Annotated in this window: 27 protein-coding genes and 3 pseudogenes; 14 read left to right on the plus strand and 16 right to left on the minus strand. The window is 57.8% G+C overall.

Going from position 1 to position 21,690, the window contains the following annotated elements; translation table 11 throughout:
* Positions 1–49: 49 nt before the first annotated feature.
* Positions 50–949, minus strand: coding sequence for a LysR family transcriptional regulator (locus tag QMK51_RS17205; RefSeq protein ID WP_320391027.1), 900 nt, complete (start codon positions 947–949; stop codon positions 50–52).
* Positions 950–1,203: 254 nt separating this feature from the next.
* On the opposite strand from QMK51_RS17205, the gene QMK51_RS17210 reads away from it, so the two are divergent.
* Genes QMK51_RS17210 through QMK51_RS17220 form a run of 3 tightly spaced genes read left to right on the plus strand, consistent with a single transcriptional unit; the run spans position 1,204 to position 3,797 of the window.
* Positions 1,204–1,902 (plus strand): CoA transferase subunit A, encoded by a 699-nt coding sequence (locus QMK51_RS17210; protein WP_258696344.1) that lies wholly within the window; start codon positions 1,204–1,206, stop codon positions 1,900–1,902.
* A gap of 36 nt (positions 1,903–1,938) precedes the next feature.
* A complete protein-coding gene (locus QMK51_RS17215) occupies positions 1,939–2,604 on the plus strand; it encodes a CoA transferase subunit B (RefSeq protein WP_258696345.1) in 666 nt (221 codons plus the stop codon).
* An 11-nt stretch (positions 2,605–2,615) separates the two neighbouring features.
* Positions 2,616–3,797: an acetyl-CoA C-acetyltransferase gene (locus tag QMK51_RS17220; protein WP_320391028.1), complete on the plus strand. Its 1,182-nt coding sequence runs from the start codon at positions 2,616–2,618 to the stop codon at positions 3,795–3,797.
* Positions 3,798–3,924: 127 nt separating this feature from the next.
* Here the strand turns inward: QMK51_RS17220 and QMK51_RS17225 are convergent, their stop codons facing one another.
* Positions 3,925–5,244, minus strand: a complete 1,320-nt coding sequence (locus tag QMK51_RS17225; protein WP_320391029.1) for an Nramp family divalent metal transporter — start codon at positions 5,242–5,244, stop codon at positions 3,925–3,927.
* A gap of 148 nt (positions 5,245–5,392) precedes the next feature.
* On the opposite strand from QMK51_RS17225, the gene QMK51_RS17230 reads away from it, so the two are divergent.
* Both QMK51_RS17230 and QMK51_RS17235 read left to right on the plus strand, forming a co-directional pair.
* On the plus strand, positions 5,393–6,151 hold the full coding sequence (locus QMK51_RS17230; protein ID WP_320391030.1) for a hypothetical protein: 759 nt from the start codon (positions 5,393–5,395) through the stop codon (positions 6,149–6,151).
* Between the two features lie 79 nt (positions 6,152–6,230).
* Positions 6,231–6,818, plus strand: coding sequence for a hypothetical protein (locus tag QMK51_RS17235; RefSeq protein ID WP_258696349.1), 588 nt, complete (start codon positions 6,231–6,233; stop codon positions 6,816–6,818).
* An 11-nt stretch (positions 6,819–6,829) separates the two neighbouring features.
* Here QMK51_RS17235 and QMK51_RS17240 read toward each other — a convergent pair whose 3' ends face one another.
* Positions 6,830–7,546, minus strand: a complete 717-nt coding sequence (locus tag QMK51_RS17240; RefSeq protein WP_320391031.1) for an alpha/beta hydrolase — start codon at positions 7,544–7,546, stop codon at positions 6,830–6,832.
* Positions 7,547–7,708: 162 nt separating this feature from the next.
* A pseudogene (locus tag QMK51_RS17245) lies at positions 7,709–8,041 on the minus strand (transporter substrate-binding domain-containing protein); the annotation flags it as partial.
* Between QMK51_RS17245 and QMK51_RS17250 the strand changes: the two are divergent.
* Positions 8,041–8,214, plus strand: a pseudogene (locus QMK51_RS17250) (GMP synthase); the annotation flags it as partial. The pseudogenes QMK51_RS17245 and QMK51_RS17250 overlap by 1 nt on opposite strands.
* A 132-nt stretch (positions 8,215–8,346) precedes the next feature.
* Here the strand turns inward: QMK51_RS17250 and QMK51_RS17255 are convergent.
* Positions 8,347–8,781 carry a rhodanese-like domain-containing protein gene (locus QMK51_RS17255; RefSeq protein ID WP_320391032.1) on the minus strand — a complete coding sequence of 145 codons (435 nt, stop codon included), beginning with the start codon at positions 8,779–8,781 and terminating at the stop codon, positions 8,347–8,349.
* A 101-nt stretch (positions 8,782–8,882) separates the two neighbouring features.
* Here QMK51_RS17255 and ftrA point away from each other — a divergent pair, with 101 nt between their 5' ends.
* The 5 genes from ftrA (at position 8,883) to QMK51_RS17280 (ending at position 13,278) form a co-directional block, all read left to right on the plus strand.
* The gene (gene ftrA / locus QMK51_RS17260; protein ID WP_320391033.1) at positions 8,883–9,881 is read left to right on the plus strand and encodes a transcriptional regulator FtrA; all 999 of its coding nucleotides are present in this window, start codon (positions 8,883–8,885) and stop codon (positions 9,879–9,881) included.
* Between the two features lie 182 nt (positions 9,882–10,063).
* Positions 10,064–10,252, plus strand: a complete 189-nt coding sequence (locus QMK51_RS17265) for a DUF1843 domain-containing protein (RefSeq protein ID WP_258696353.1) — start codon at positions 10,064–10,066, stop codon at positions 10,250–10,252.
* A gap of 41 nt (positions 10,253–10,293) precedes the next feature.
* Positions 10,294–10,941 carry a DUF1842 domain-containing protein gene (locus tag QMK51_RS17270; RefSeq protein WP_258696354.1) on the plus strand — a complete coding sequence of 216 codons (648 nt, stop codon included), beginning with the start codon at positions 10,294–10,296 and terminating at the stop codon, positions 10,939–10,941.
* 54 nt (positions 10,942–10,995) lie between these two features.
* Positions 10,996–11,577 carry a DUF1842 domain-containing protein gene (locus QMK51_RS17275; RefSeq protein WP_320391034.1) on the plus strand — a complete coding sequence of 194 codons (582 nt, stop codon included), beginning with the start codon at positions 10,996–10,998 and terminating at the stop codon, positions 11,575–11,577.
* A gap of 237 nt (positions 11,578–11,814) precedes the next feature.
* Positions 11,815–13,278 carry a GDL motif peptide-associated radical SAM/SPASM maturase gene (locus QMK51_RS17280; RefSeq protein ID WP_320391035.1) on the plus strand — a complete coding sequence of 488 codons (1,464 nt, stop codon included), beginning with the start codon at positions 11,815–11,817 and terminating at the stop codon, positions 13,276–13,278.
* A 67-nt stretch (positions 13,279–13,345) separates the two neighbouring features.
* Here QMK51_RS17280 and QMK51_RS17285 read toward each other — a convergent pair whose 3' ends face one another.
* Positions 13,346–13,711, minus strand: a complete 366-nt coding sequence (locus QMK51_RS17285) for an SPOR domain-containing protein (RefSeq protein WP_258696357.1) — start codon at positions 13,709–13,711, stop codon at positions 13,346–13,348.
* A gap of 250 nt (positions 13,712–13,961) precedes the next feature.
* Between QMK51_RS17285 and csrA the strand changes: the two genes are divergently transcribed.
* On the plus strand, positions 13,962–14,156 hold the full coding sequence (gene csrA / locus QMK51_RS17290) for a carbon storage regulator CsrA (protein ID WP_007938114.1): 195 nt from the start codon (positions 13,962–13,964) through the stop codon (positions 14,154–14,156).
* 186 nt (positions 14,157–14,342) lie between these two features.
* On the opposite strand, the gene QMK51_RS17295 is transcribed toward csrA, so the two are convergent.
* From QMK51_RS17295 to QMK51_RS17310, 4 genes are all read right to left on the minus strand, one after another.
* Positions 14,343–14,798: a DUF2214 family protein gene (locus tag QMK51_RS17295; protein ID WP_320391036.1), complete on the minus strand. Its 456-nt coding sequence runs from the start codon at positions 14,796–14,798 to the stop codon at positions 14,343–14,345.
* Positions 14,799–14,988: 190 nt separating this feature from the next.
* Positions 14,989–15,447 (minus strand): hypothetical protein, encoded by a 459-nt coding sequence (locus QMK51_RS17300; RefSeq protein WP_320391037.1) that lies wholly within the window; start codon positions 15,445–15,447, stop codon positions 14,989–14,991.
* A gap of 177 nt (positions 15,448–15,624) precedes the next feature.
* Complete coding sequence (locus QMK51_RS17305; protein ID WP_258696360.1) at positions 15,625–16,092, minus strand: RcnB family protein; 468 nt, start codon at positions 16,090–16,092, stop codon at positions 15,625–15,627.
* Between the two features lie 164 nt (positions 16,093–16,256).
* A complete protein-coding gene (locus QMK51_RS17310) occupies positions 16,257–16,574 on the minus strand; it encodes a hypothetical protein (protein ID WP_258700746.1) in 318 nt (105 codons plus the stop codon).
* A 395-nt stretch (positions 16,575–16,969) separates the two neighbouring features.
* Here QMK51_RS17310 and QMK51_RS17315 point away from each other — a divergent pair, with 395 nt between their 5' ends.
* On the plus strand, positions 16,970–17,194 hold the full coding sequence (locus QMK51_RS17315) for a hypothetical protein (protein WP_258696361.1): 225 nt from the start codon (positions 16,970–16,972) through the stop codon (positions 17,192–17,194).
* 824 nt (positions 17,195–18,018) lie between these two features.
* Here QMK51_RS17315 and QMK51_RS17320 read toward each other — a convergent pair.
* Together QMK51_RS17320 and QMK51_RS17325 are read right to left on the minus strand one after the other, a co-directional pair.
* Complete coding sequence (locus QMK51_RS17320; protein WP_320391038.1) at positions 18,019–18,198, minus strand: hypothetical protein; 180 nt, start codon at positions 18,196–18,198, stop codon at positions 18,019–18,021.
* A 263-nt stretch (positions 18,199–18,461) separates the two neighbouring features.
* Positions 18,462–18,743 (minus strand): excalibur calcium-binding domain-containing protein, encoded by a 282-nt coding sequence (locus QMK51_RS17325; RefSeq protein ID WP_320391039.1) that lies wholly within the window; start codon positions 18,741–18,743, stop codon positions 18,462–18,464.
* 63 nt (positions 18,744–18,806) lie between these two features.
* Here QMK51_RS17325 and QMK51_RS17330 point away from each other — a divergent pair, with 63 nt between their 5' ends.
* Positions 18,807–18,983: a hypothetical protein gene (locus QMK51_RS17330; RefSeq protein ID WP_258696363.1), complete on the plus strand. Its 177-nt coding sequence runs from the start codon at positions 18,807–18,809 to the stop codon at positions 18,981–18,983.
* Between the two features lie 132 nt (positions 18,984–19,115).
* Here the strand turns inward: QMK51_RS17330 and QMK51_RS17335 are convergent, their stop codons facing one another.
* The 4 genes and pseudogenes from QMK51_RS17335 to QMK51_RS17350 form a co-directional block, all read right to left on the minus strand.
* Entirely contained in the window at positions 19,116–19,592 is a 477-nt protein-coding gene (locus QMK51_RS17335; protein ID WP_258696364.1) for a hypothetical protein, read from the minus strand.
* Between the two features lie 75 nt (positions 19,593–19,667).
* On the minus strand, positions 19,668–20,024 hold the full coding sequence (locus tag QMK51_RS17340) for a DUF6572 domain-containing protein (protein WP_320391040.1): 357 nt from the start codon (positions 20,022–20,024) through the stop codon (positions 19,668–19,670).
* Positions 20,025–20,034: 10 nt separating this feature from the next.
* On the minus strand, positions 20,035–20,454 hold the full coding sequence (locus QMK51_RS17345) for a hypothetical protein (protein ID WP_320391041.1): 420 nt from the start codon (positions 20,452–20,454) through the stop codon (positions 20,035–20,037).
* A pseudogene (locus QMK51_RS17350) lies at positions 20,435–21,588 on the minus strand (polymorphic toxin type 44 domain-containing protein). Before QMK51_RS17350 ends, QMK51_RS17345 begins: the two are co-directional and overlap by 20 nt.
* Positions 21,589–21,690 lie beyond the last annotated feature (102 nt).

A 21,690-nucleotide genomic window follows, 5' to 3' on the forward strand; every position in this document is an offset into this window, starting at 1 on the left:
AATGTGCCGCCCCCTTCGCGAGCAGGCTCGCTCCCACAGGGGAATGTTGTCATCGCGCGGAGAGGCGCTCGCCGAGGTTTTCAGCCTTGAGAATATCGAACAGCGCCTGCGCCGCCGCCGACAGTTCATGCCCCGTCGTCAGCACTCCGATCGCCCGCTCCACCACCGGATCGCGCAGGGTAATGCAACGCGCGCCCAGCTCGCGCATCTGCCCGGCGCACAACGCTGGCACCGCGCTCACGCCCAATCCGCTGGCCACCATCCGCCCGACCGTCGCCAACTGATGACTTTCAAACTCCACCGGCAATTTCATGCCGCGCGTCTGTAAGTGCTCTTCGAGCATCACCCGCACTGTCGATGGTCGTTGCAAGGTAATGAACGGTTCCTTGAGCAAGGTCTGCCAATCGATATCACCCAGGTCCGCCAGCGGTGAATCAAGTGGCACCACCGCCACAAACCGGTCGATGTACAACGGCGTGAACACCAGCGACGAACTCTGGGTCGGTTCAAACGCCACGCCCAATTCCACCTGCCGGTCGCGAACCATTTCCAGTACTTGCTCGTTGATCACGTCGTTCACCGTGACATTGACCTTTGGGTAACGCGCGCGAAAGGTCTTGAGGATCGGCGGCAGCAGGTTGCCGGCAAACGACGGCATCGCCGCCAGGGTCACGCGGCCACGCTGGAGGGTGAAGCGTTGCCGGAGTTCATCCTCGGCATTGTCCCAATCCGCGATCAACCGGCGAGCCAATGGCAGCAGCGATTCGCCTTCCGCGGTCAGTGCGACGTTGCGGGTATTGCGCGTGAACAGGCGCCCGCCCAGGCCCTCCTCCAGCGCCTTGATGGTCAGGCTCAACGCCGACTGGGACAGGTGCAGCCGCTCGCAAGCCACGGCAAAACTCAAACTCTGGGCCACGGCCAGAAACGCACGGATCTGTTTAACGGTCATGGCCACTGCCTCCAACGTCATACGCACTCAATGCAGGAGCTGCCGAAGGCTGCGATCTTTTGATCTTGATTCTCGACGGACGCCAGATCGCAAAAGATCAAAATCAAAAGATCGCAGCCTGCGGCAGCTCCTACAACTAGTGAGTTTTATCTATCAATCAACCTTAAAAATCAACTTAACAAATAAATCCTCCAGCGCGACACTCCCTCCCCATCCGGCTAGCCAGCCGCCCACAAAGAATAAAAGAGGTGCATATGGCAGGGTTCGACAAGCGCGTGTATTCCTATGAGGAAGCGATGGCCGGTCTTGAAGACGGCATGACCGTGATTTCCGGCGGCTTCGGCCTGTGCGGGATTCCGGAAAACCTCATCGCCGAGATCAAGCACCGAGGCACGCGCGACCTCACCGTAGTGTCCAACAACTGCGGCGTCGACGGTTTCGGCCTCGGTGTGCTGCTGGTAGACCGGCAGATCCGCAAAGTGGTGGCCTCCTACGTCGGCGAAAACGCACTGTTCGAAAAGCAGCTGCTGAGCGGCGAAATCGAAGTCGTCCTGACCCCCCAAGGCACCCTCGCCGAAAAAATGCGCGCAGGCGGTGCCGGCATCCCGGCGTTCTTCACCGCCACCGGCGTCGGCACTCCGGTGGCCGAAGGCAAGGAAGTGCGCGAATTCAAGGGTCGCAAGTACCTGATGGAAGAATCCATCACCGGTGACTTCGCCATCGTCAAAGGCTGGAAAGCCGACCATTTCGGTAACGTGGTCTATCGCCACACCGCCCAGAACTTCAACCCGCTGGCCGCCACCGCCGGCAAGATCACCGTGGTCGAAGTCGAAGAAATCGTCGAACCCGGCGAGCTGGATCCGTCGCAGATCCACACCCCTGGCATCTACGTCGACCGGGTCATTTGCGGCACGTTCGAGAAGCGCATCGAACAGCGCACCGTGCGTAAGTGATCCCCTGCCCCCGGACCGAATGAAGGAATAACAACAATGGCACTTTCCCGCGAACAAATGGCTCAGCGCGTCGCCCGCGAAATGCAGGACGGCTACTACGTGAACCTCGGCATCGGCATTCCGACCCTGGTCGCCAACTACATCCCCGAAGGCATGGAAGTCATGCTGCAATCGGAAAACGGCCTGCTCGGCATGGGCGCCTTTCCGACCGATGCCGAAGTCGACGCCGACATGATCAACGCCGGCAAGCAAACAGTGACCGCGCGAATCGGCGCGTCGATTTTCTCCTCCGCCGAATCGTTCGCGATGATCCGCGGCGGCCACATCGACCTGACCGTGCTGGGCGCGTTTGAAGTGGACGTCGAAGGCAATATCGCCTCCTGGATGATCCCTGGCAAACTGGTCAAGGGCATGGGCGGCGCAATGGACCTGGTGGCCGGTGCGGACAACATCATCGTCACCATGACCCACGCCTCCAAGGACGGTGAGTCGAAACTGCTGCCCCGTTGCAGCCTGCCGCTGACCGGTGCCGGTTGCATCAAACGCGTGCTGACCGACCTGGCCTACCTGGAAATCCACAACGGCGCGTTCATTCTCAAGGAACGCGCGCCGGGCGTGAGCGTCGAAGAAATCGTCGCCAAGACCGCGGGTAAACTGATCGTGCCTGACCACGTCCCGCAAATGCAGTTCGCTGCCCAGTGAGGAATCCTTCCATGCAAGAAGTCGTGATTGTTGCCGCCACTCGCACTGCCATCGGCAGTTTCCAGGGTTCGCTGGCGAATGTGTCCGCGGTTGACCTCGGTGCTGCGGTGATCCGCCAGTTGTTGGCGCAGACTGGGCTGGACCCGGCGCAGGTCGATGAAGTGATCATGGGCCAGGTGCTGACCGCCGGTGCCGGGCAGAACCCCGCGCGTCAGGCCGCGATCAAGGCTGGCCTGCCCTTCGCCGTGCCGGCCATGACCCTGAACAAGGTCTGCGGCTCCGGCCTGAAAGCGCTGCATCTGGCGGCGCAGGCGATTCGCTGCGGCGATGCCGAAGTGATTATCGCTGGCGGCCAGGAAAACATGAGCCTGGCCAATTACGTCATGCCCGGTGCTCGCACGGGGTTGCGCATGGGTCACGCACAGATCGTCGACACCATGATCAGTGATGGTTTGTGGGATGCCTTCAACGATTACCACATGGGCATCACCGCCGAAAATCTGGCCGAGAAATACAGCCTGACCCGTGAGCAACAGGATGCGTTCGCTGCCGCTTCTCAGCAAAAAGCCGTGGCCGCCATCGAAGCCGGGCGGTTTGCCGACGAAATCACCCCGATCCTGATCCCGCAGCGCAAGGGCGATCCGGTTGCCTTCGCCACCGATGAACAGCCTCGGGCCGGCACCACCGCCGACTCCCTGGGCAAACTGAAAGCGGCCTTCAAGAAAGACGGTTCGGTGACTGCCGGCAACGCGTCTTCGCTGAACGACGGTGCCGCCGCCGTGCTGCTGATGAGCGCCGAAAAAGCCAAGGCCCTCGGCCTGCCGGCGCTGGCAAAAATCGCCGCTTACGCCAACGCGGGCGTCGACCCGGCGATCATGGGCATCGGCCCGGTCAGCGCCACCCGTCGTTGCCTGGACAAGGCCGGCTGGTCCATCGATCAACTGGACCTGATCGAAGCCAACGAAGCCTTCGCCGCGCAATCTTTGGCGGTGGCCAAGGATCTGGAATGGGACCTGAACAAAGTCAACGTCAACGGTGGCGCCATTGCCCTGGGCCACCCGATCGGTGCTTCGGGTTGCCGGGTGCTGGTGACGTTGCTGCATGAAATGATCAAGCAGGACGCCAGGAAAGGTCTGGCGACGTTATGCATCGGCGGAGGCCAAGGCGTGGCACTGGCCATCGAAAGAGCTTAAAAGCTTCGCGAGCAAGCCCGCTCCCACAGGGGATTTAGGTGAGGCACAGTTTTTGTGTTCACTGAAGATCAACTGTGGGAGCGGCCTTGCTCGCGAAAAGGCCCGATCAGGCAATACACCTCCCGACTCAGCCCACAAACTGCAAAATCAACCAGCTATTCGCCCCGCTGATCACCGTAAACAATCCCCACGCCAACACCCGCGTTGGCAGTCGATTCACAAACGGCCCCATGAGCTGCTGATCGTTGGTCATGCGAATCAACGGATACAACGCGAACGGCAATTGCAGACTCAACACCACCTGACTCAACACCAGCAGCTTGCCGATTGCCCCATCGCCCATCAGCCACACGCCGATAAACGCCGGGATCAGCGCCAGCCCGCGAGTGATCAACCGCCGTTGCCAGCAGGGCAGCCGCAGGTTCAGGTAGCCCTCCATGATCACCTGGCCGGCGATGGTGCCGGTGAAGGTCGAGCTCTGCCCCGACGCCAGCAACGCCACGCCAAACAGCACGCTGGCCAACGCACCGCCCACCAATGGATCGAGCAGATGATAGGCATCCTGGATGTCCACCACGTCGGTATGCCCGGTCTTGTGAAACGCCGCGGCGGCCAGAATCAGGATCGCGGCGTTGACCAGCAGCGCCAGTGCCAGAGAACCGATGGTGTCGATGCGCGCCAGTTTGACCGCGTCCTGCTTGCTGGCCAGGTCCTTGCCGATCATTCGGGTCTGCACGATCGAGGTGTGCAGATAGAGGTTATGCGGCATCACCGTGGCCCCGAGAATACCGATGGCCAGGTACAGCGGCGCCGCATCGCCGAGGGCTGAAAGTGACGGCGTAAAGCCCCGGGCGACGTCCGGCCAGTAGGGTTTTATCAGCAACAGCTCGACGAAGAAACACGCGCCAATAGTGCCCACCAGCACCAGCATGATCGCCTCCAGTCGGCGAAAGCCCCGGTTTTGCAGCGCCAATACCAGCAGCGTGTCGAATGCGGTGAGCGCGATGCCGAAGGTCAGCGAACAACCCAGCAGCAGGTGGAACGCCAGCGCACAGCCGAGCACTTCGGCGAGGTCGGTGGCGATGATCGAAATTTCCGCCAGCAGCCACTGGGTCCGTGCGGGCCGCGTGCTGTAGCGATCCCGGCACAACTGCGCCAGATCACGCCCGGTGGCGATGCCCAGACGCGAGCACAAACACTGCACCACCATCCCCGCCAGACTCGCCAGCAACACCACGAACAACAGGCTGTAGCCAAACCGCGAACCGGCCTCGATGGCGGTAGCCCAGTTGCCCGGGTCCATGTAGCCGATGGACACCAGCAAACCGGGGCCGGCAAAGCGCAGGACGCGCTTGAAGAAGGCTGCACGAGGGTCAACGGCAACAGTGCCGGCCACTTCCGGTGGGCAAAACGGCGCAGTACCGACTTTGGGCAAACTGAATTTCACACAAGCATCCGTCAACAGTTGGGAGCGCGCAGCTTAGACGTTTCGCGCACTCCGGTGTAGGCGCTCAGCGCTTGTGCAGAGAGCGCCCTGAGCATTTCCTCGCCCGCAATGCTAACGTGGCCGGCTCACACCGATCGGAGACGCGTGCGTGCTGATGCTCAAACTGTTGGTGATTCCGGGATTTCTGTTGCTGATTTCCCTGGCCGGAAAACGCTGGGGCCCAAGCGTCGCCGGTTGGCTGTCGGGGTTGCCGGTGGTGGTCGGGCCAATTCTGTTCTTCCTCGCCATCGAGCAAGGCCTGGTGTTCGCCGCTCAGGCGGCGACGGCAGCGTTATCGGCAATGTTCGCAATGATTGCCTTCTGCGTGACCTATGCCCAGGTTGCACAACGCTTGAGCTGGCCGTGGGCGCTGACGATTTCGCTGCTGGTCTGGGCTCTGGCTGCCAGCGTGTTGTCGCTGATCCCGCCGTCGCTGGTGTTCTCGGTGATCGCGGCCGCCACCGCATTGTTGGCCGCGCCGCACCTGTTTCCCTCGGTGCAGCCCATCGTTTCAGGCCCGGCGCCGAAGTCCGACAAACTGCTGCTGCGCATGCTGGCCGGCGCCCTGCTCACATTGGCCGTCACATTGCTGGCCAGCACCGTGGGTGAACGCTGGAGCGGTCTGCTCGCGGTATTCCCGGTGCTGGGCAGTGTGATGGCGGTGTTTTCCCAGCAGACTCGCGGGCCGGCTTTTGCTGCGGCGTTGCTCAGGGCGACAGCGACCGGGATGTATTCGTTTGCGGCGTTTTGTCTGGTGCTGGCGTTGGCGTTGCCAAGGTTGGGATGGCTGGGTTTTGTCTTAGGGGCAGGCGTGTCGTTGGGGATGCTATTGATCACTAAACGGCTGGCATTGCGTTCGAGAACTTAGCGCTACCACGGCAGCTGCTACAGATCGCGATCCATGGGATGATCGCCGTCAAAGCGCGATCATCCCATGGAGAGTTTGAATGTCATTGTTGAGTAAAAAAGCCGTTGTTCTGCTGCTGATGGCGGCCGCCAGCCTCGGAGCCTTGAATGCGCAGGCGGCCAAGGCCACTGCCAAGGATACGGCACCGACCCAAAAGGTTTCGATGCTCGGCGGCAAGTTCACCTTCACCCTGCCCAAGGGTTTCATCGCCAACCCGCTGCCAGCCGGCGACGCGGCCACCGGTACCGCCGGGGCAACAGGCACGATGTACACCAACCAGACCACCAAAACCGTGGTGATCGCCGCTGAAAACACCATTCCCGGCGGCGTCAACGTCAAGGACAACGACGGTGAGTTCCTCGACGCCACCGTGTCCGCCTTCGCCACCGAGCAACGCAAGGCACTGCCGGACTTCAACAAACTGAGCGAAAAAAGCCTGACCCAGAAAGGCACGGGCCTGGGCCTTCGGCAGATCGACAGCACCGCCACCCAAGGCGGTGGCATGACCCTCGACAGCACGTTGATGGCCGCTTCCGGCACGCGCATGGCCATCGTTCAGATCATCTCCCGCCCCAACGACAAAACCGGCCACGAAACGCTGGTCAAACAGATCGTCACCGGCAAATAGACCCGACCGACTCAGGGATTGAGGCGCTGCAACCAGGCATTCAGATCCTGCATCTCGGTGGCACTGATGCTGTGGCCGACACCTTCGTAGGCATGAAACTCAGGCTTGAGTGACAGGCGCTGCAACAGGCTGTCGGCCTCGGTGCCATCGTTGTAGGGCAAGCGTTTGTCGGCGGTGCCATGACCGATGAAAATCGCCAGCGACTGGCGTTTTTCATCCGGTTCGAGTTCGGACTTGAGCACCGGCAGGATTCGCCCGCTCAACGCCGCAATGCCACCTACTGCCTCGGGATGACGCAACGCCACTTCGTAGGACATGATCGCGCCCTGGCTGAAACCCACCAGGAATACCTTGTCCGTTTCGGTGTGATATTTCTTCGCCGCTTGGGCGACGAAATCCAGTAGCACCTGGCCGCTGGCCTTCAGGTCGTCCGTCTCGCCGTTATAGGCGCCGTCGCCCTTTTTGCGAAACCACTGGTAACTGCCCTCCTCCATCGTCATCGGCGCCCGCACCGACAGATAGTTGTACTGCGGCGGCAATTCATCCTTGATGCCGAACAGGTCCTGCTCGTTGCTGCCGTAACCATGCAGGAAAATCACCAGAGGCTGGTGACGGGATTCAGCGTTGGCCTGCTCCAGGTATTTGAGCGGCAGATCGGTGTGCAGTGGGGTTTGAGCATGAACGGCGGTGGACGCCAGGAGCGTGAGCAGAGCGAGCAACTTCAACATTAACCTTCCTTCACGGCGCGCAGGATTCGGGGCAGAGCCTAACACTGTGAGGCGAGATGTCGATGATGGCCCAGGTATCTTCGCCGTTTCTGAGGCCGTCTTCGCGAGCGAGCCCGCTTGTGTCTTGCGCAGGAATTAGACTGAGGGTGAGAGCGGTGAGTGGGTACTGGCGCGCAGCACACCGACTTTCTTGCCCTTGAGTTCGGTCAGCGGGTCCTTGATGTCGCGACCCTCCTTCATCACGAAGCGTGCCGGGGTGTGGTAGTGCTTGACGGTGAAATCGACGTTCTTCTTGCGGTCGTCGGTGATGGTCATGGACGACAGGATCGCGTCGATTTTCTTGACCCTCAGGGCCGGGATCAGGCCGTCGAACTCTTGCTCGACCCAGGTGCACTTCACCTTCATCTGCTCGCACAGCGCATCACCGATATCCACGTCGAAACCGGTGAGTTTGCCGTCCGGGGTTTTCATCGAAAATGGCGGATAACCGGTTTTTTGCCGATGGCCAGACGCTTAAGGTATTGGAATGGCACGAAGATGCGATCGATCTACCGCCAGGTGCGCAGTTGCTGGCCAGCAGTGACGTTTGTGAGCAGCAGATGTATCGCGTTGGCCCGGCACGGATGGGGTTGCAGTTCCACCCGGAGTGGAATGCCGAATCCGTAGCGAGGGAGCTTGCTCCCGCTCGGCTGCGAAGCAGTCGTAAATACTGAAGATGCGATCTATCCAGGAAATCGTGAGTGGCTGTTTTCAGGGCCGCTTCGCGCCCCAACGGGAGCAAGCTCCCTCGCCACACTGGGTCAGCATTCACAACTGATGGGCATCGCAATGGCGGGTTGCACCACAACACTCAACTCAAACCCTTCATCCAGCCACCCGGTCACCCCGCCGATCATCTCCTTGACCGGGTAACCCAGCGCCGCCAGTTTCACCGCTGCCTTGTTGGCGCCGTTGCAATGGGGCCCCGCGCAATAAACCACGAACAGCGTGGATTTCGGATAGGCCGCCAGGCCATCGACCGTGATCAGTCGCCCCGCAATGTTGATCGCGCCCGGCACATGTCCGCGTTCGAACGCCAACGGTCCACGCACGTCCACCAGGACAAAATCCACATCGCCGGCCTGTTGGCTGCCGTATACGTCGGAACAATCGGTCTCGAAGGTCAGACGGTTGCTGAAATGCATCAGGGCGATGGCGGATGGGGCTGCGGGAATCTCGCGAACCAGGCTGGGCATGGGCTGTACTCCAAAGTCTCGGTGGGTGTGAGAAGACTTTATCTGCTCCGGGCTTGCCGCTACAGTGGCGCACAAGACACTCACCGGGAACTTTCCGCCAAATGCAGCCCACCCCAGGCTTGGTCGCGATTCTGGCCTACGACGGCCTCTGCACCTTCGAGTTCGGCATCGCCGTGGAGATCTTCGGTCTGGCGCGACCGGAGTTCGATTTCCCTTGGTATGAGCACCGCATCGTCGCTGTCGACCCAGGGCCGATGCGCGCCATGGGCGGTATTCAGGTGCTGGCCGACGGTGGGATGGAACTGCTTGAAGAGGCCCGGACCATCATCATCCCCGGCTGGCGTGACCGCAGCGCGGCGGTGCCTGAACCCTTGCTCGCAGCCCTGCGCCAGGCCCATGCCCGGGGCGCGCGATTGCTGTCGATCTGTTCCGGGGTATTTGTACTGGCGGCCACCGGTTTGCTGGACGGTCACGGCGCCACGACGCATTGGCGCTACACCGCTGAACTGGCCGAACGCTTTCCGGACATTCAGGTGGACCCGGACGTGCTCTATGTCGATTCGGGTCAGTTGATGACCTCCGCCGGCAGCGCCGCCGGCATCGATGCCTGCCTGCACCTGGTCGCGCGGGATTTCGGCACTCAGGTGGCCAACTCGGTGGCGCGGCGGTTGGTGATGTCGCCGCAACGCACCGGCGGCCAGGCGCAGTTCATTCCGTCACCGGTCAGCCCGACGCCACGCAGCGATCTGTCGCGGGTCATGCAATGGGCGCGGGAACGCCTGCACGAACCGCTGGAAGTTCGCGACCTTGCCAGCGAAGCGGCCATGAGTGAGCGGACGTTCCTGCGGCGATTCACCGATGCCAGCGGCATGCCACCCAAAGCGTGGTTGCAGCATGAGCGCCTGGCCCGGGCCCGCGAGCTGCTGGAGAGCACCCGTCAGAACACGGATCAGATTGCCCGGCACTGTGGTTATCGTTCGGTGGAGAGTTTTCGGGTGGCGTTTCGCAGTGTGATTGGGGTGCCGCCTTCGGTGTATCGGGAGCGGTTTGGGCGAGAACCCATCATTATTAATGGCGATAAAGATACTTCTTCCTTATGAGAAAACATCTTTATTCATCGCCAATCCTAATATTGAACCGCCCACATCCTAACGCTTCGCTATTAATAAAATTATATTAAAGATTCCTCATTCGTTGCCCATTGCATAATTATCCGCGCCTGCTTAACTGCAAAAACTGCTGATCGAAGCAGTGCCCGCAAAACACCACGGAAGGAATCGTTATGAGCAGTTCAACTCGCCATAGCATGCCCCCCTATGGGGTGGCCATCCAAGGCGCAATCAAGGCAGGCGACCTGCCGCAAATGAAGACGCTATTGAAACAACGCGATGCATCCACACCAGAAAATAAAGAGCTAAATGCCGCTTACGAGCAGTTGGCCAAGGAAGTCGCACGCCTGGAAAAGCATTAGTCGCTATTTCCGCTCCCCTTATTGCAATGGAGGCAATAATTATGTCTGGTTCTACTCAGCAACTTGTCGGCTTATTCCCCCTCAGCTACCGAATTGGTACTTCGGCACCGGGTGCACAAAGTCTGGCACTCAATATACTGGTCTTTACCCCTGATGAGACTGTAAACGGCACGGCTGCAATCACTCAGGCGACCAACCCGCCGCTGGATGTGCACTCCGATGTCTGGGGTGAATATACCTACCTGACCGTCATGTCACCGGGTGTCAGCAAAATCCTGATCACCGCTCAAGGCAATCAAGGCGGGCCTGGCTCGAACTCCATCGTGAATTTCAAGTTGCAACTGGTGGTGGGCACTGACTGGAAAGAAGGCGTCGCCAACTACTCGTACTTGAATGGTCAGCAGTGGGTCGAGGTCAACAATGCTCCCGCCCATCTCGTTGATTCGGTGCCGTCTAACGTCTCTGCACTGCCGCCGCTGGAGCCCGGTCCGGTCATTCCGCCGCAGTCATCTTATCCGCCAATCATGCCGCTGTACGCCGCACCGATTCAAAGTGCAATGGCCAGCGGTGACTTGGCCCAGATGAAAAATCTGGCGCGCCTGGCCCAACAACAACTGGATCAGCAACCCCAACTGACCAGTGCGCTTGAGGTGGCCAAGGGTGAAATCAGCAGGCAGGAACGCCGCTGATCCGACCACGAAACATGCCCGACTTGTCTTGAATACAAATAAGGGAGTAGCACCATGTCAATCGGACTTTTTCATACCCGCCTCAACGTCAGCAGTCATCTACTGGGCGCACCGGTTTTAACCCTGGATCTGCTGGTCGATACCGTAAAGAAAAAAGTCAGCGGGGTTGCCAGCATTTTCCAAAGCACCTATCCGCCTCTCAACTTCCGTGCCCGTGTATGGGGTGAGTACTCCGAGGCCAAACTGGTGCCGACGGCCGAGAACCACATCATCCTCACCCTGGCGGGCAGCCCGAGCGGCCCTCTCAGCCAGATCGCCCAGACTTTCGGCCTGAAAGGCATTTTAGGCGCCGATTGGGCGAGTGGTTATGTCGACTACAAGTACCAGGAACAGGGCATCTGGCACTACGTGAAACACGCCGCCGTCAGCCAGGCACCCGTTATTGTGCGCCCAGAGCATCCGTATCATGCGGTGCCGCTCTATGCCGTCGCGGTACAGCAAGCGCAAGCCAGCGGTGACCTGGCGCAACTGAAGGCCGTGGTGAGCCAGGGTGAACAGCAACTGGCCCACAGCGGTGCCCTGCGCAACGCACTGGATCAGTTGACCGCTGAAATCGCCCGCCTGGAGGCCCGCTAACCGGTCAGTCAGCGCAATCCATGTGGGAGCGGGCTTGCTCGCGAAGGCGGCGACACAGTCAACATTGACGTCGCCTGACACACCGCTGTCGCGAGCAAGCCCGCTCCCACAGGTTCCGTGCCTTGACTGCTCGGGTTCAATAACAAAAGGTAAATCCGGTCGCGCCATTGACCCAAGGAAGGCGCGAACACTTCGATGGATTCGTGCCGCGCACGCGTTTGTGCGCAAGGATTTTCCATGTCAGACAGTCGCCCTGCCCGCTACCTCAGTGAAACCGACCTCAAACGCTACGTGCCGGTGCATGTGGTCTGGGAAATCACCCTGGCCTGCGATCTCAAATGCCTGCATTGCGGCTCGCGCGCCGGCCATCGACGCCCCGATGAACTGAACACCCGGGAATGCCTGGACGTCATCGACGCCCTGGCGGCACTCGGCACCCGCGAGATCACCTTGATCGGTGGTGAAGCCTATTTACGCAAGGATTGGACTCAACTGATCCAGGCTATCCACGATCACGGCATGTATTGCGCCATACAAACCGGTGGACGCAACCTGACGCCCGCGAAAATGCAGGCAGCAGTGGATGCCGGGCTCAATGGCGTCGGTGTTTCACTGGATGGACTGGCCCCGCTGCATGACGCGGTGCGCAATGTTCCGGGCTCGTTCGACAAGGCGGTGGATACCCTGCGACGCGCCAAACAGTCCGGGCTTGCGGTGAGCGTCAACACACAAATCGGTGCGGCCACGTTACCCGATCTGCCCGAGCTGATGGACCTGATCATCAACCTCGGCGCCACTCACTGGCAGATCCAGTTGACGGTCGCCATGGGCAACGCCGTCGATCACCCGGAGCTGTTGTTGCAGCCCTACCAATTGCTGGAGGTGATGCCGTTGCTGGCGCGGCTCTACCGCGAGGGGGTCGATCGCGGCCTGCTGATGAACGTAGGCAACAATATTGGTTACTACGGCCCTTACGAGCACATGTGGCGTGGTTTCGGCGACGAGCGCGTGCACTGGAGCGGCTGTGCCGCCGGCCAGACCGTGCTGGCGCTGGAAGCCGACGGCACGGTAAAGGGTTGCCCGTCATTGGCAACAGTGGGGTTTTCGGGCGGCAACGTACGCACCATGAGCCTGCACGATATCTGGCATTACAGCGAAGGCATGCACTTTGGCCGCCTGCGTGGTGTCGACGACCTGTGGGGTTACTGCCGAAGCTGTTACTACAACGACGTCTGCCGTGGCGGCTGCACCTGGACGTCGCACTCCCTGCTCGGCAAACCCGGCAACAATCCCTACTGCCACTACCGCGCGCTGGACCTGCAAAAACAGGGACTGCGCGAGCGCATTGTCAAACTCGAGGACGCGGCAAAGACGTCCTTCGCCGTCGGACGGTTTGACCTGATTACCGAACGCATCGACACCGGCGAGAAGGTGAACAGCGTCAGCGACAGCGGCCAGGTGATCAAACTGGCCTGGGCGAACCAGGGCCAGAAATCGCCGGACGAAGGACGGATTCCACCACAACTGGCGCTGTGTCGTGGCTGCTTGCAGTACATCCATGCACACGAAGTGACGTGCCCACACTGTGACGTCGATGTCGCCGCCGCAGAAGCCGTGCACCAGACAGACCGTGCCCGGCAACAAGCGATTATCAAGACGCTGACCGGTCTGTTGGGGTTACCGCAAAATACCTCGGTGTAACGATACTGGCGATCCATCACGAGGGGGCGACCTTCATAGGCCACCCCCCTTCCCTGTGAAAAGGACTTTACGGAGCCGTCGGGTGTTCGACGATCAGCGATTCGATATTCCTTTTTTTCGCCCGGACGAGCGCCGCCGTCACTTCAGCTTGCTTGGCCTCTGCCTCGGCTTTCGAATTGAACGGTCCGACCAGAATACGAACCTTTCCATTTTCCTTGACGACATTGGAAACGAAGCTGTGCTCAATCAACCAGCCACTGAGGTCACTGACGGCCTGGGGTGTCTCGCCGCGCACTTCGACGTCCCATTGCGGGCCCGTTGCCGCCGCGGGGACGGAAGCGACTGCCGGTTGCGGCTTTTGAGCGTGAACACCCTTATCCTCACCACATCCGGCCAGCGTCAGTACTGCGATTACCAAGACCATTTTGCGCACAACGCTTCCCTCTTAATGCTTAAAGCAGCGATTTTAACATCCATGGATCCTTCTCGAGTGCCGCAAAATGGGCTCAAAACAACGAGATTGATGGTTGCGGCCTCTGTATAGTTACACCTTGGGAATTAATGCAGCATCTGCGCGTCAGAAAGAGGCACCCAAACTGTGAGACTTCGCACTAATCTATACGTAATACCGACCTCTGCACTGTCCAAATCAGGTGCCCTACAAAGCAATCAAGGAGAAAACCATGCTGATACTCACCCGCAAAGTCGGTGAAAGCATAAACATCGGTGATGACATTACGATCACCATTCTGGGCGTTAGCGGCCAGCAAGTCAGGATTGGCATCAACGCCCCGAAAGACGTTGCGGTGCATCGCGAAGAAATCTATCAACGCATTCAGGCTGGCCTGACCGCCCCAGACAAGCCACAAACACCCTGAATCCTGCTGCAGTCAGTAGCCAGCCCATTCAGCCTCGAATAACGGCTGGCTAAAGATTCAAGCGCCGCATCGCTCTCTGTCCAGTCTCTCTTTGCGATGCAATTGCAACGTGAAGCAGATACTACCGCCCGCCTTACGCCATGACTGTCAGACGTTTCGGATTTGCTGCGAGAAAGAACGTCCTGGCTAACCAAACGTCACACCACGCGCCATGCCCGTGGCCGCCACGACCATCAACACCAGCAACAGCGCTTCTATATGGCTGATACGGGCAAACAGCGCTGCACGCCCGGTATCGATAGCCGCGCCACGCCCCAGTGCCACCCGCCATTTGATCAGCGCCACCATAGGCGCAATTTCCAGCAACAGGATAAGGACGAAGAGTGTCATTTTGAGATGAAACAGGGGTTGGTGAAGATAGTAGTCAGTGCCTTTTTCGTACCCGCCAAAGGCTCGCACCCCACCCGTGATCAGGAGAATGACCGCAGAGATCCCCCACAGATTATCTGCAATCAAAACACGGCGAGCTTCCCCCGCCCCGGTAATCAGACGATGTAGAGCCGTACCGCGGGTCAGTACCGCCCAAAAGCCCAGAGCAAAGGCCAAGAGGTGAATTGCCGCCAGAAACCAGTGAACCAGCATCGACATACTCCCATCAGGACAAAGTTGAATCAGCCCTACAGTAGTAGTCCATCGCGTGGGATTTGCCTACGCATGCGGCTCCGCTGAATACCCGCACATAGCCACCGCCAGGGCGACCGACTCTATCGGCAAATAGCGGGCGCAAAAAAGCCGGGCTCCTGATGGATACCCGGCTTTGAGAGTCTTGGACTTAATCTATTCTTTTGGAAATCGAAGTGCGAGCGTTGCTCAACCCTTTCGTGTTGTGAACGCCAGGCGTAGAAGCCGAAATGGCAGAGGCCTTCGTCACTCCTCGCGTGTCCCTGGAGTGCGCAATGCCCGAAGTGACGGCCCCATGGCCGCGGTCACTGTTACGTTCGCTACCATAGTGGTTGCCACTGACGCCATGATCCCGAACGGCTTTGCCGGCGTGATCGCTGCTCAAGCCCGCGCCGTGGCCATTGCTGCTGACGCCGCCAGAATGGCCAGAATCACCGTGGCCGCTATTGCCACCATTACCACCGCCGTTACCGCCGCCATTGCCACCACCGCCACCACCCTTCGCGTAGGCGGAGTTCATGATGGACAGGTCAGCGGGCAATAACGGGGCGGCCGCAAGCATCAACACGCATGACATGACAGCAGCAAGACTCTTGTTTTTTAATAACATGGTGGGTTCCGTGGAGGTTGATATTGCACGGAACAATTGACTGTTTCGGCCCCACTCAGTTCAAAGGCCGCCGACCAGCGGGCAGGCAATGTGCAGTTATCGAGCCTGCACGCTGCTTACCGCGATGTTGCTGGTCGTTATGCTGCAAGGGCGCGATTGAAATTTATCGCTTTCACATCAATCGAACGCACCATTGAGCACCTCGTAGATGATCCCGGTGGCGATGGCCACCAATATCAAGTCAGTGCCAACCTGTTGCCACTCGTAGCCATCGTAGTGGGGAAGCCTGCCGAGCAGTCGGCCATCGAGTTTTTTGGCGATCCCCGGCGGAAGAGGTTTTCCGCGGGCGAGGTTTTTTTGAATACCGGGCGGCAAGGCGGGGCCGGGGCTCCAGTAATCGCGATAACCACCCACGATTCCAAGGACACTACCGTGGTTGATGCTCGGGCCGTGACTCCAGTCGTCACCCCCTGAACCTTTCCCTTTGTTGCCATGACCGGAGTTGCCATGATCCTGGTTGTATTGTGGATTTCCCTTGCCGCCTCCCTGGCCCTTCCCGTTTCCGGGGTCGGCCAATGCCGTCACTGAACCAGACACCAAGGCAAGACACGTCATAGCGGCGATCAACGAGCGAGATCTAAACATATCCGTTCTCTCAGAAAGAGGATGCCCCCTGCAATGTAGACGGTTATGGCTGTGTTAGTTCAGAAACAGTGTTCACGGGGGGGCGACAGGCCAGATGGAAAATCGAACAACGAATGGAGAGCAGCGCTGGCCCAGTTAGTTGATGGCTGGGCCAGACGAAGCAACTACAGCATTACGGTTGAGAGCATGCCTAAAGCCCCCAGGCAAAACCCGATGAGTGCGCCACGTCCTGGTGCTTCATGAAACAAGTACCAAACCACTATCGGCTCAAGGAGCAATAGCGACGTGACTGAAATCACCGTAACAATCCAGATATCACCGACAGCAACATAGCCCAGCCAATATGCGCCCAGCAGGCAAAAACCGGCAAAGCTCATCAGCACGACGGGAAGCATGAATGCCTCCCATGAACTACTACCTGTTTGGGCAAGCCTGGCGGTTACCACCTCACTGTAGATCGCGCAAAACTCACCCACCACCATCAGCCCTAGAGCAGAAACTCCGAGTAGTTCTTTGGACATATCAAAAATTCCTTCGTATTCAGAGCAAGATTTCTCAACTCCCAGCCAGCAATGTCGCTGCCTGGCGATCCGTTGCGGTGATACGAAGCAGTCTTGAATAGCCCTGAATTACCGAAGTGCTTTTCCATGCTCATTTCCTTCTCGGGGTGTGAATCCAGACACCAGAATAGTGAGTGCCCGCACCGATCATACGTTCCGTTAACCGCCGCTAACAACCGGCGCCTCCCCTGCCTGTACGAGTCCCCAGTAACGCCCCGCGCCCGCCCAATAGTAGCCTTATGCCTCTAGTCCTTTGCCTGCAAGCCCAAGGATTGGGATTGCGCCAATTTCGGCGCGGATAACTCAAGGAGAGTGAAATGAACAATGACGTACAAGGTGCCCTGAAGCACACCGGATCGTCGCTTCTCACCCTGAACTGCATAATTTCAGGGCTTACCAGCCAATTAAAAGTTGGGCAAGGCACACCAGCCATCAATGCCGCTCAGGCCTATGCACTGGAAGTCGCAAAAGCGTATCCAGCAGCTAACGGCGTCGCACCGGATGTCAAGGCGATCACTGAATTCTTCAATGGTCACAAATAACGCTTAACCCCAAAGCGTTTTCGAGCCTCAAGCACCGACGCTCTAACAGGTCGGCTTTCCGTTGCGAGCGCACGGTCCAATCCTTCGGTAATCCAAGCCTCGAACCAGAAAACAAAAACTGCGAAATGCATGCATCAACAACTGCTGCCTGCGAGACGATTCCGGGCACTCCTTTCTTTATCTAGATGCCAGCGATACACCGCCAACTTTCATGCCGCTGACCGAGGAGCGAACGCTTCAAGCTGCACAGGGTGAGCTAGGAATTCTGGCGTAGACACATCGCAACCTAAGACTTCCTGCGCCCTGCTTGATCCTTGCGCATGTCAAGGTACAGGCAGAGCTCACAGCTCGCTCGGCTCCGCGGGTATGACTGAAACGAAAAGGCCCCGCTCAATGCGAGGCCCTGATTAGATGCGCATGACCCGCGCTGATCTCAGTGAGGCAAGTGATCAAGCCTGGCAGTCCATCCTGGCTCTCCTATTCACTAATACCGGTGATACTCCTGACCTCCGCGGTCACCACCATAGTAGCGACCATGATCGCGTCCGTGACCATCACGGTCATGCCAATACGGCCAGCAACCACCGAGCAGCAGGGTTGCGGATACCACCAGAACTAATGCAGTTGTGCGTTTCATTTGATTATCTCCAGACAGGCAAAACCTGACGCTGTGTTCGTTTGATTGCGCCTCAATTGAGAAGGTTCAAACCGTCCGACTGCCTGGTGGCTCACTTTTTTGCCCCGCTATCTTCAATCCGAATGCACTCCCCTCCGCACCCAACGGCAACCAGCGGAACGGGTGAGTGCAGGCGAGTGGTTTGGGATCAGCTCATGATCTGAATGCGCAACGGGCGAAGGCCGCCGAGAAATGGATTCAGTACGACGAGAAGAAATTGCGACACCGAATCAGGCTCGCCGTCCGGCAGAAGCTTGATGAGCTGATGGTTTGAAACGGCATCATGGAAATCAACGAGGCGGTGCAGAATCTGATTCTGAACGCGCATGCGCTCGGGCCTTTCCTGTCATACCAAGCGATGGAAAGTCCGCGTCACAAAATGCAAATAAGCGAACGTGTTCGACGTCTACATGGAAGACGGCCAGGTTGATTGCTCTGCGTGCGTAATTCCGCACCCTGCCGAACCGTGCGGATTCAAGCAAACAGCAAAATGGGAGTTCCAGGCAAAAGGAGTATCACTCCCTGCTGCCACTTGCCCCAACTCCAGCCCAGACGACGCCATCCAACTTTGTTACCTGCAACGGCGAATTATCACCGACACCACTGAGCCTCACAGGGAATTCCATCGTCATCGCCATCCATTTCCATTCCTGGACAATTTTGCAGAAAGCTTTTGGCCTCTGCACACGAGGTCATCTGCGAACAGTATTTGCGTCCATCACATTTGAATGAAGCCGAAACAGGCTTCTGCGCAGTCGCGGCTGTAGAGATTCCTTTAGGATTCGATGGCTGAACCTCAGCCCAGGACTGTAATTCAGGGGAAAGCTTCCAAGCCAACAGACCAACAACAAGCACAACCAAAATCAGTTTCATTTTGATCCATTCCTGATGAGAGACCATTTGCATTCTCACGCTGCCTGTTTTTCAGCGTAACCCATGGCAAAAGTACTTGCCCAAATTATGGTCAAGGTGCAGCGCCTCATGGAGGCGGATGAATACAAGAAACTGCGGTATGCCGGCGGTAAACCGAGTTTGCCGCAACTGAAAAAATGGAAAGTGGTGGCTTTGCAAAAGTTTTGCAAAGACAACAAAAAAGGGCCCACCTTTCGGTGAGCCCTTCCAGACCGTGTCTCTTGGAGTAGAGCCGGGGAATATAACTGGAGCGAAGTGTAGAATCCTTTCGCTCCCTCACACCCTCAGTTTACCCCGTGCAGGATGACAGTCCTTTGGTGTGGGCGAGCCCTTTCACTGAGCAGCTTCACCGTCCTTAAAAGCGATTTCTACCACTTGTTCTGGGGATAGCTCCTGCGAATAATTCACATCGTCAAAGTATTCGTCTGGCCAGAAAATCAAATCTGATATCCGGTCATTCGGAATATTGATTTCTAGCATGCTCAACCAGAATTCGACTTCATGGTCGGCGCCATCACCCTCCATGACCCTTCGAGCCAACTCTACCAACTCTTGCTTGGTCACGTCTGCCACGCGCAGCTCATACGGTTTGGCTAAGACTTTGCGAACCCATGTATCGTGAGCCTGGCCTCCATAAACTCCCTGAAAGTCGATGAACTCAAGTTCTGTCATAGCCTCTCGATTGAATTCCGCCAACTGACTCAGCGTCTGCTCGGGATGTCCGCAATCAATCTCCTCCGCGAGTTTCGTTAGTCGAGCAACCATGGATTCATCCAGTGCAGGCGGCACTAACTCGGTACGAAGCTCCATTTCATCTCCCAATTCGTTTGCTGTCCCTTGAATCTCTGCTAAGCCTAAAACTCTCTGACGGAGATATTTGGTTGATCACATATTACGTATTGCTTCGTCCGCTTTAAGCTCGAACTCAAACCCGATGCCCACTTCTTCTAGAGTCTCTGTAACACGCGCAATGAAGATCTCTGCTTGCTCTGGCAGCTCATACAGACCAAGAACACGAATGATGGGATGTTTGCCAAGTGCACCGGGAATTTCGGTGTAAATCTCACCGCTTTCGATGAAAGCGATGTACGTGTTGATTTTCTCTTGCAGCAACAGCAGGTGTTCGCCTTGTTCAGCTTTACCACCCCATTCAAGGTGGTCAGTGATCACCAGCACCACGTTGTTTGGCTCTCGCTTGGGAATTGCCCAGAAATCGATCACACGTAGATTTGTTATGGACATTTATGCTCCTCTAGGGTTTGGCCAAATCCCACTGACAAACTTTCAACTGCTCTACATCAGTGCCACTCTCTTTCCGCATATCAATATTGCCATCTGCATCGAGGAAGATGTTGGTGTTAGGCCACTTCGGTTTGATACTGATGCAATGCCAGCGGCCTTCCTTGCTGTGCCACGAAAACTCCATAAAGAACTCATCATCCGGGGAGACGAGCCCTTTGTCGCTAACGCTGCCACCGGGAGAAAACCGGCCCCTGTATATCTGATCTTTGACGTTCCAGACATACCGCAACTCTTCCCGACCATCCTTGGAATAGTGGACAGTCGCAGTTGGCAAGGCACTACGCCAGAGGACAAACGCCAGCAGCGGTAACAACGGTATCCAAAACCATCGAATGTATCGTCTTCGAGCTTTACTTGCAGACGTGGACACTAACACCCTCCCCCCAATTTTCCGGTGCAACAGCAAGCACTTCATCCATGACCATCTTCGCCGTTATCCCACCATCGGGATGTTGTTTGGCGAGCTTCACGCCGATACTGATCGAGACTCTATCGGCCACATCATCCCATGATCGAAAATCAGTCCACGGACTGGCTGTAGGATGAGGGCCGGGGAGCTTCCAATCTGCTTTGGGCTTCGTCAGCACCTCATCGCCCTTCCTTATAGTATCTGAGACAATTTGCTCAGCTCCCGCACCATCCAGAAGAACGCTTTCTGACAGTCCGCCTATGATTCCGACGTACCCGTAATGGATGTTTGACCATATGTCGTAGTAATAGTCGTACTTTGCCTGTTTGTGTCGCACGCCGGGGAAGAGCTTGCGGAGTTTCGGCTTGTGATCCCACTCCATATCCTGCCCCACTTCTTTAGTCCATATTGCCGCCGCTGCAACCTTCTGTGCTTTTGCGATATCGCCAAAATTTGGCCGCCCCCCATGCGAGCGAGCAACGGTAGTTCCGAGAACTGTTTCGCCGCAACGTCGGGATCGTAGTCAATGAGCCTTCTCATCTCCAACACAGCCGGGTCGTGGATGTTGCGGTTCATCTCACCAGCAATGTAGTTAGCCAGCGGCTGCATTTGGTCAGGATGGTTGCATACAACGGGTTCCGCTTTCTCCGCATCCTGTTTGGGGGGCGGAGCGTTAGGGTCTACCAACGCATTTGCGGCAACTGCTTTCTCTTTGAGTTTCGGATCGGCGAGTAGTGTCACCATCTTTTCTTCGTCAATTGCGCCGTTTGGGCGAATCGCTCCAAGCGCCATAAAGTTGATTACGGTTGCACCACCAGCGTCGCCCATGACAAAGCCACCACCGACATCGCCTGCCCCTGTGATGATCGTTCCACCATGACTCGTAGGACTTCCCAAATGGGCCATAGGACGGCCATTTACCAGAATCGAGGGAAACCCCGTAGTGATGACTGCGCCACATCCACAGGTATCTCCCACACGGGCAGAGCCCATGAAGTTGATGTTTGTATCAGCAGAGGCAGAGGCAATCGGAGTGGCGTCATGACCGGGCATAGGGCAGACATGCTTGTCACCCCGTCGTGCAGAGGAAATCATAAATCATCCTTGAGTCGTTACGAGGAGTTCCAGCCTGTAGCTGGGGCAGAATGACTCTACCGGGAGGCTCAAGTGCTGGCTGTAGGACAAATCCAAAAAGCC

The organism is Pseudomonas sp. P9_31, from assembly GCF_034008235.1.
GTDB lineage: Bacteria > Pseudomonadota > Gammaproteobacteria > Pseudomonadales > Pseudomonadaceae > Aquipseudomonas.

Bases quoted from the DNA above. Each gene is read 5' to 3' on its own strand.
- QMK51_RS17205 (WP_320391027.1), bottom strand. From the start codon at position 949: ATGACCGTTAAACAGATCCGTGCGTTTCTGGCCGTGGCCCAGAGTTTG.
- QMK51_RS17210 (WP_258696344.1), top strand. From the start codon at position 1,204: ATGGCAGGGTTCGACAAGCGCGTGTATTCCTATGAGGAAGCGATGGCC.
- QMK51_RS17215 (WP_258696345.1), top strand. From the start codon at position 1,939: ATGGCACTTTCCCGCGAACAAATGGCTCAGCGCGTCGCCCGCGAAATG.
- QMK51_RS17220 (WP_320391028.1), top strand. From the start codon at position 2,616: ATGCAAGAAGTCGTGATTGTTGCCGCCACTCGCACTGCCATCGGCAGT.
- QMK51_RS17235 (WP_258696349.1), top strand. From the start codon at position 6,231: ATGTCATTGTTGAGTAAAAAAGCCGTTGTTCTGCTGCTGATGGCGGCC.
- QMK51_RS17240 (WP_320391031.1), bottom strand. From the start codon at position 7,546: ATGTTGAAGTTGCTCGCTCTGCTCACGCTCCTGGCGTCCACCGCCGTT.
- QMK51_RS17255 (WP_320391032.1), bottom strand. From the start codon at position 8,781: ATGCCCAGCCTGGTTCGCGAGATTCCCGCAGCCCCATCCGCCATCGCC.
- ftrA (WP_320391033.1), top strand. From the start codon at position 8,883: ATGCAGCCCACCCCAGGCTTGGTCGCGATTCTGGCCTACGACGGCCTC.
- QMK51_RS17265 (WP_258696353.1), top strand. From the start codon at position 10,064: ATGAGCAGTTCAACTCGCCATAGCATGCCCCCCTATGGGGTGGCCATC.
- QMK51_RS17270 (WP_258696354.1), top strand. From the start codon at position 10,294: ATGTCTGGTTCTACTCAGCAACTTGTCGGCTTATTCCCCCTCAGCTAC.
- QMK51_RS17275 (WP_320391034.1), top strand. From the start codon at position 10,996: ATGTCAATCGGACTTTTTCATACCCGCCTCAACGTCAGCAGTCATCTA.
- QMK51_RS17280 (WP_320391035.1), top strand. From the start codon at position 11,815: ATGTCAGACAGTCGCCCTGCCCGCTACCTCAGTGAAACCGACCTCAAA.
- csrA (WP_007938114.1), top strand. From the start codon at position 13,962: ATGCTGATACTCACCCGCAAAGTCGGTGAAAGCATAAACATCGGTGAT.
- QMK51_RS17295 (WP_320391036.1), bottom strand. From the start codon at position 14,798: ATGCTGGTTCACTGGTTTCTGGCGGCAATTCACCTCTTGGCCTTTGCT.
- QMK51_RS17300 (WP_320391037.1), bottom strand. From the start codon at position 15,447: ATGTTATTAAAAAACAAGAGTCTTGCTGCTGTCATGTCATGCGTGTTG.
- QMK51_RS17305 (WP_258696360.1), bottom strand. From the start codon at position 16,092: ATGTTTAGATCTCGCTCGTTGATCGCCGCTATGACGTGTCTTGCCTTG.
- QMK51_RS17310 (WP_258700746.1), bottom strand. From the start codon at position 16,574: ATGGTGGTGGGTGAGTTTTGCGCGATCTACAGTGAGGTGGTAACCGCC.
- QMK51_RS17315 (WP_258696361.1), top strand. From the start codon at position 16,970: ATGAACAATGACGTACAAGGTGCCCTGAAGCACACCGGATCGTCGCTT.
- QMK51_RS17320 (WP_320391038.1), bottom strand. From the start codon at position 18,198: ATGCGCGTTCAGAATCAGATTCTGCACCGCCTCGTTGATTTCCATGAT.
- QMK51_RS17325 (WP_320391039.1), bottom strand. From the start codon at position 18,743: ATGAAACTGATTTTGGTTGTGCTTGTTGTTGGTCTGTTGGCTTGGAAG.
- QMK51_RS17330 (WP_258696363.1), top strand. From the start codon at position 18,807: ATGGCAAAAGTACTTGCCCAAATTATGGTCAAGGTGCAGCGCCTCATG.
- QMK51_RS17335 (WP_258696364.1), bottom strand. From the start codon at position 19,592: ATGGAGCTTCGTACCGAGTTAGTGCCGCCTGCACTGGATGAATCCATG.
- QMK51_RS17340 (WP_320391040.1), bottom strand. From the start codon at position 20,024: ATGTCCATAACAAATCTACGTGTGATCGATTTCTGGGCAATTCCCAAG.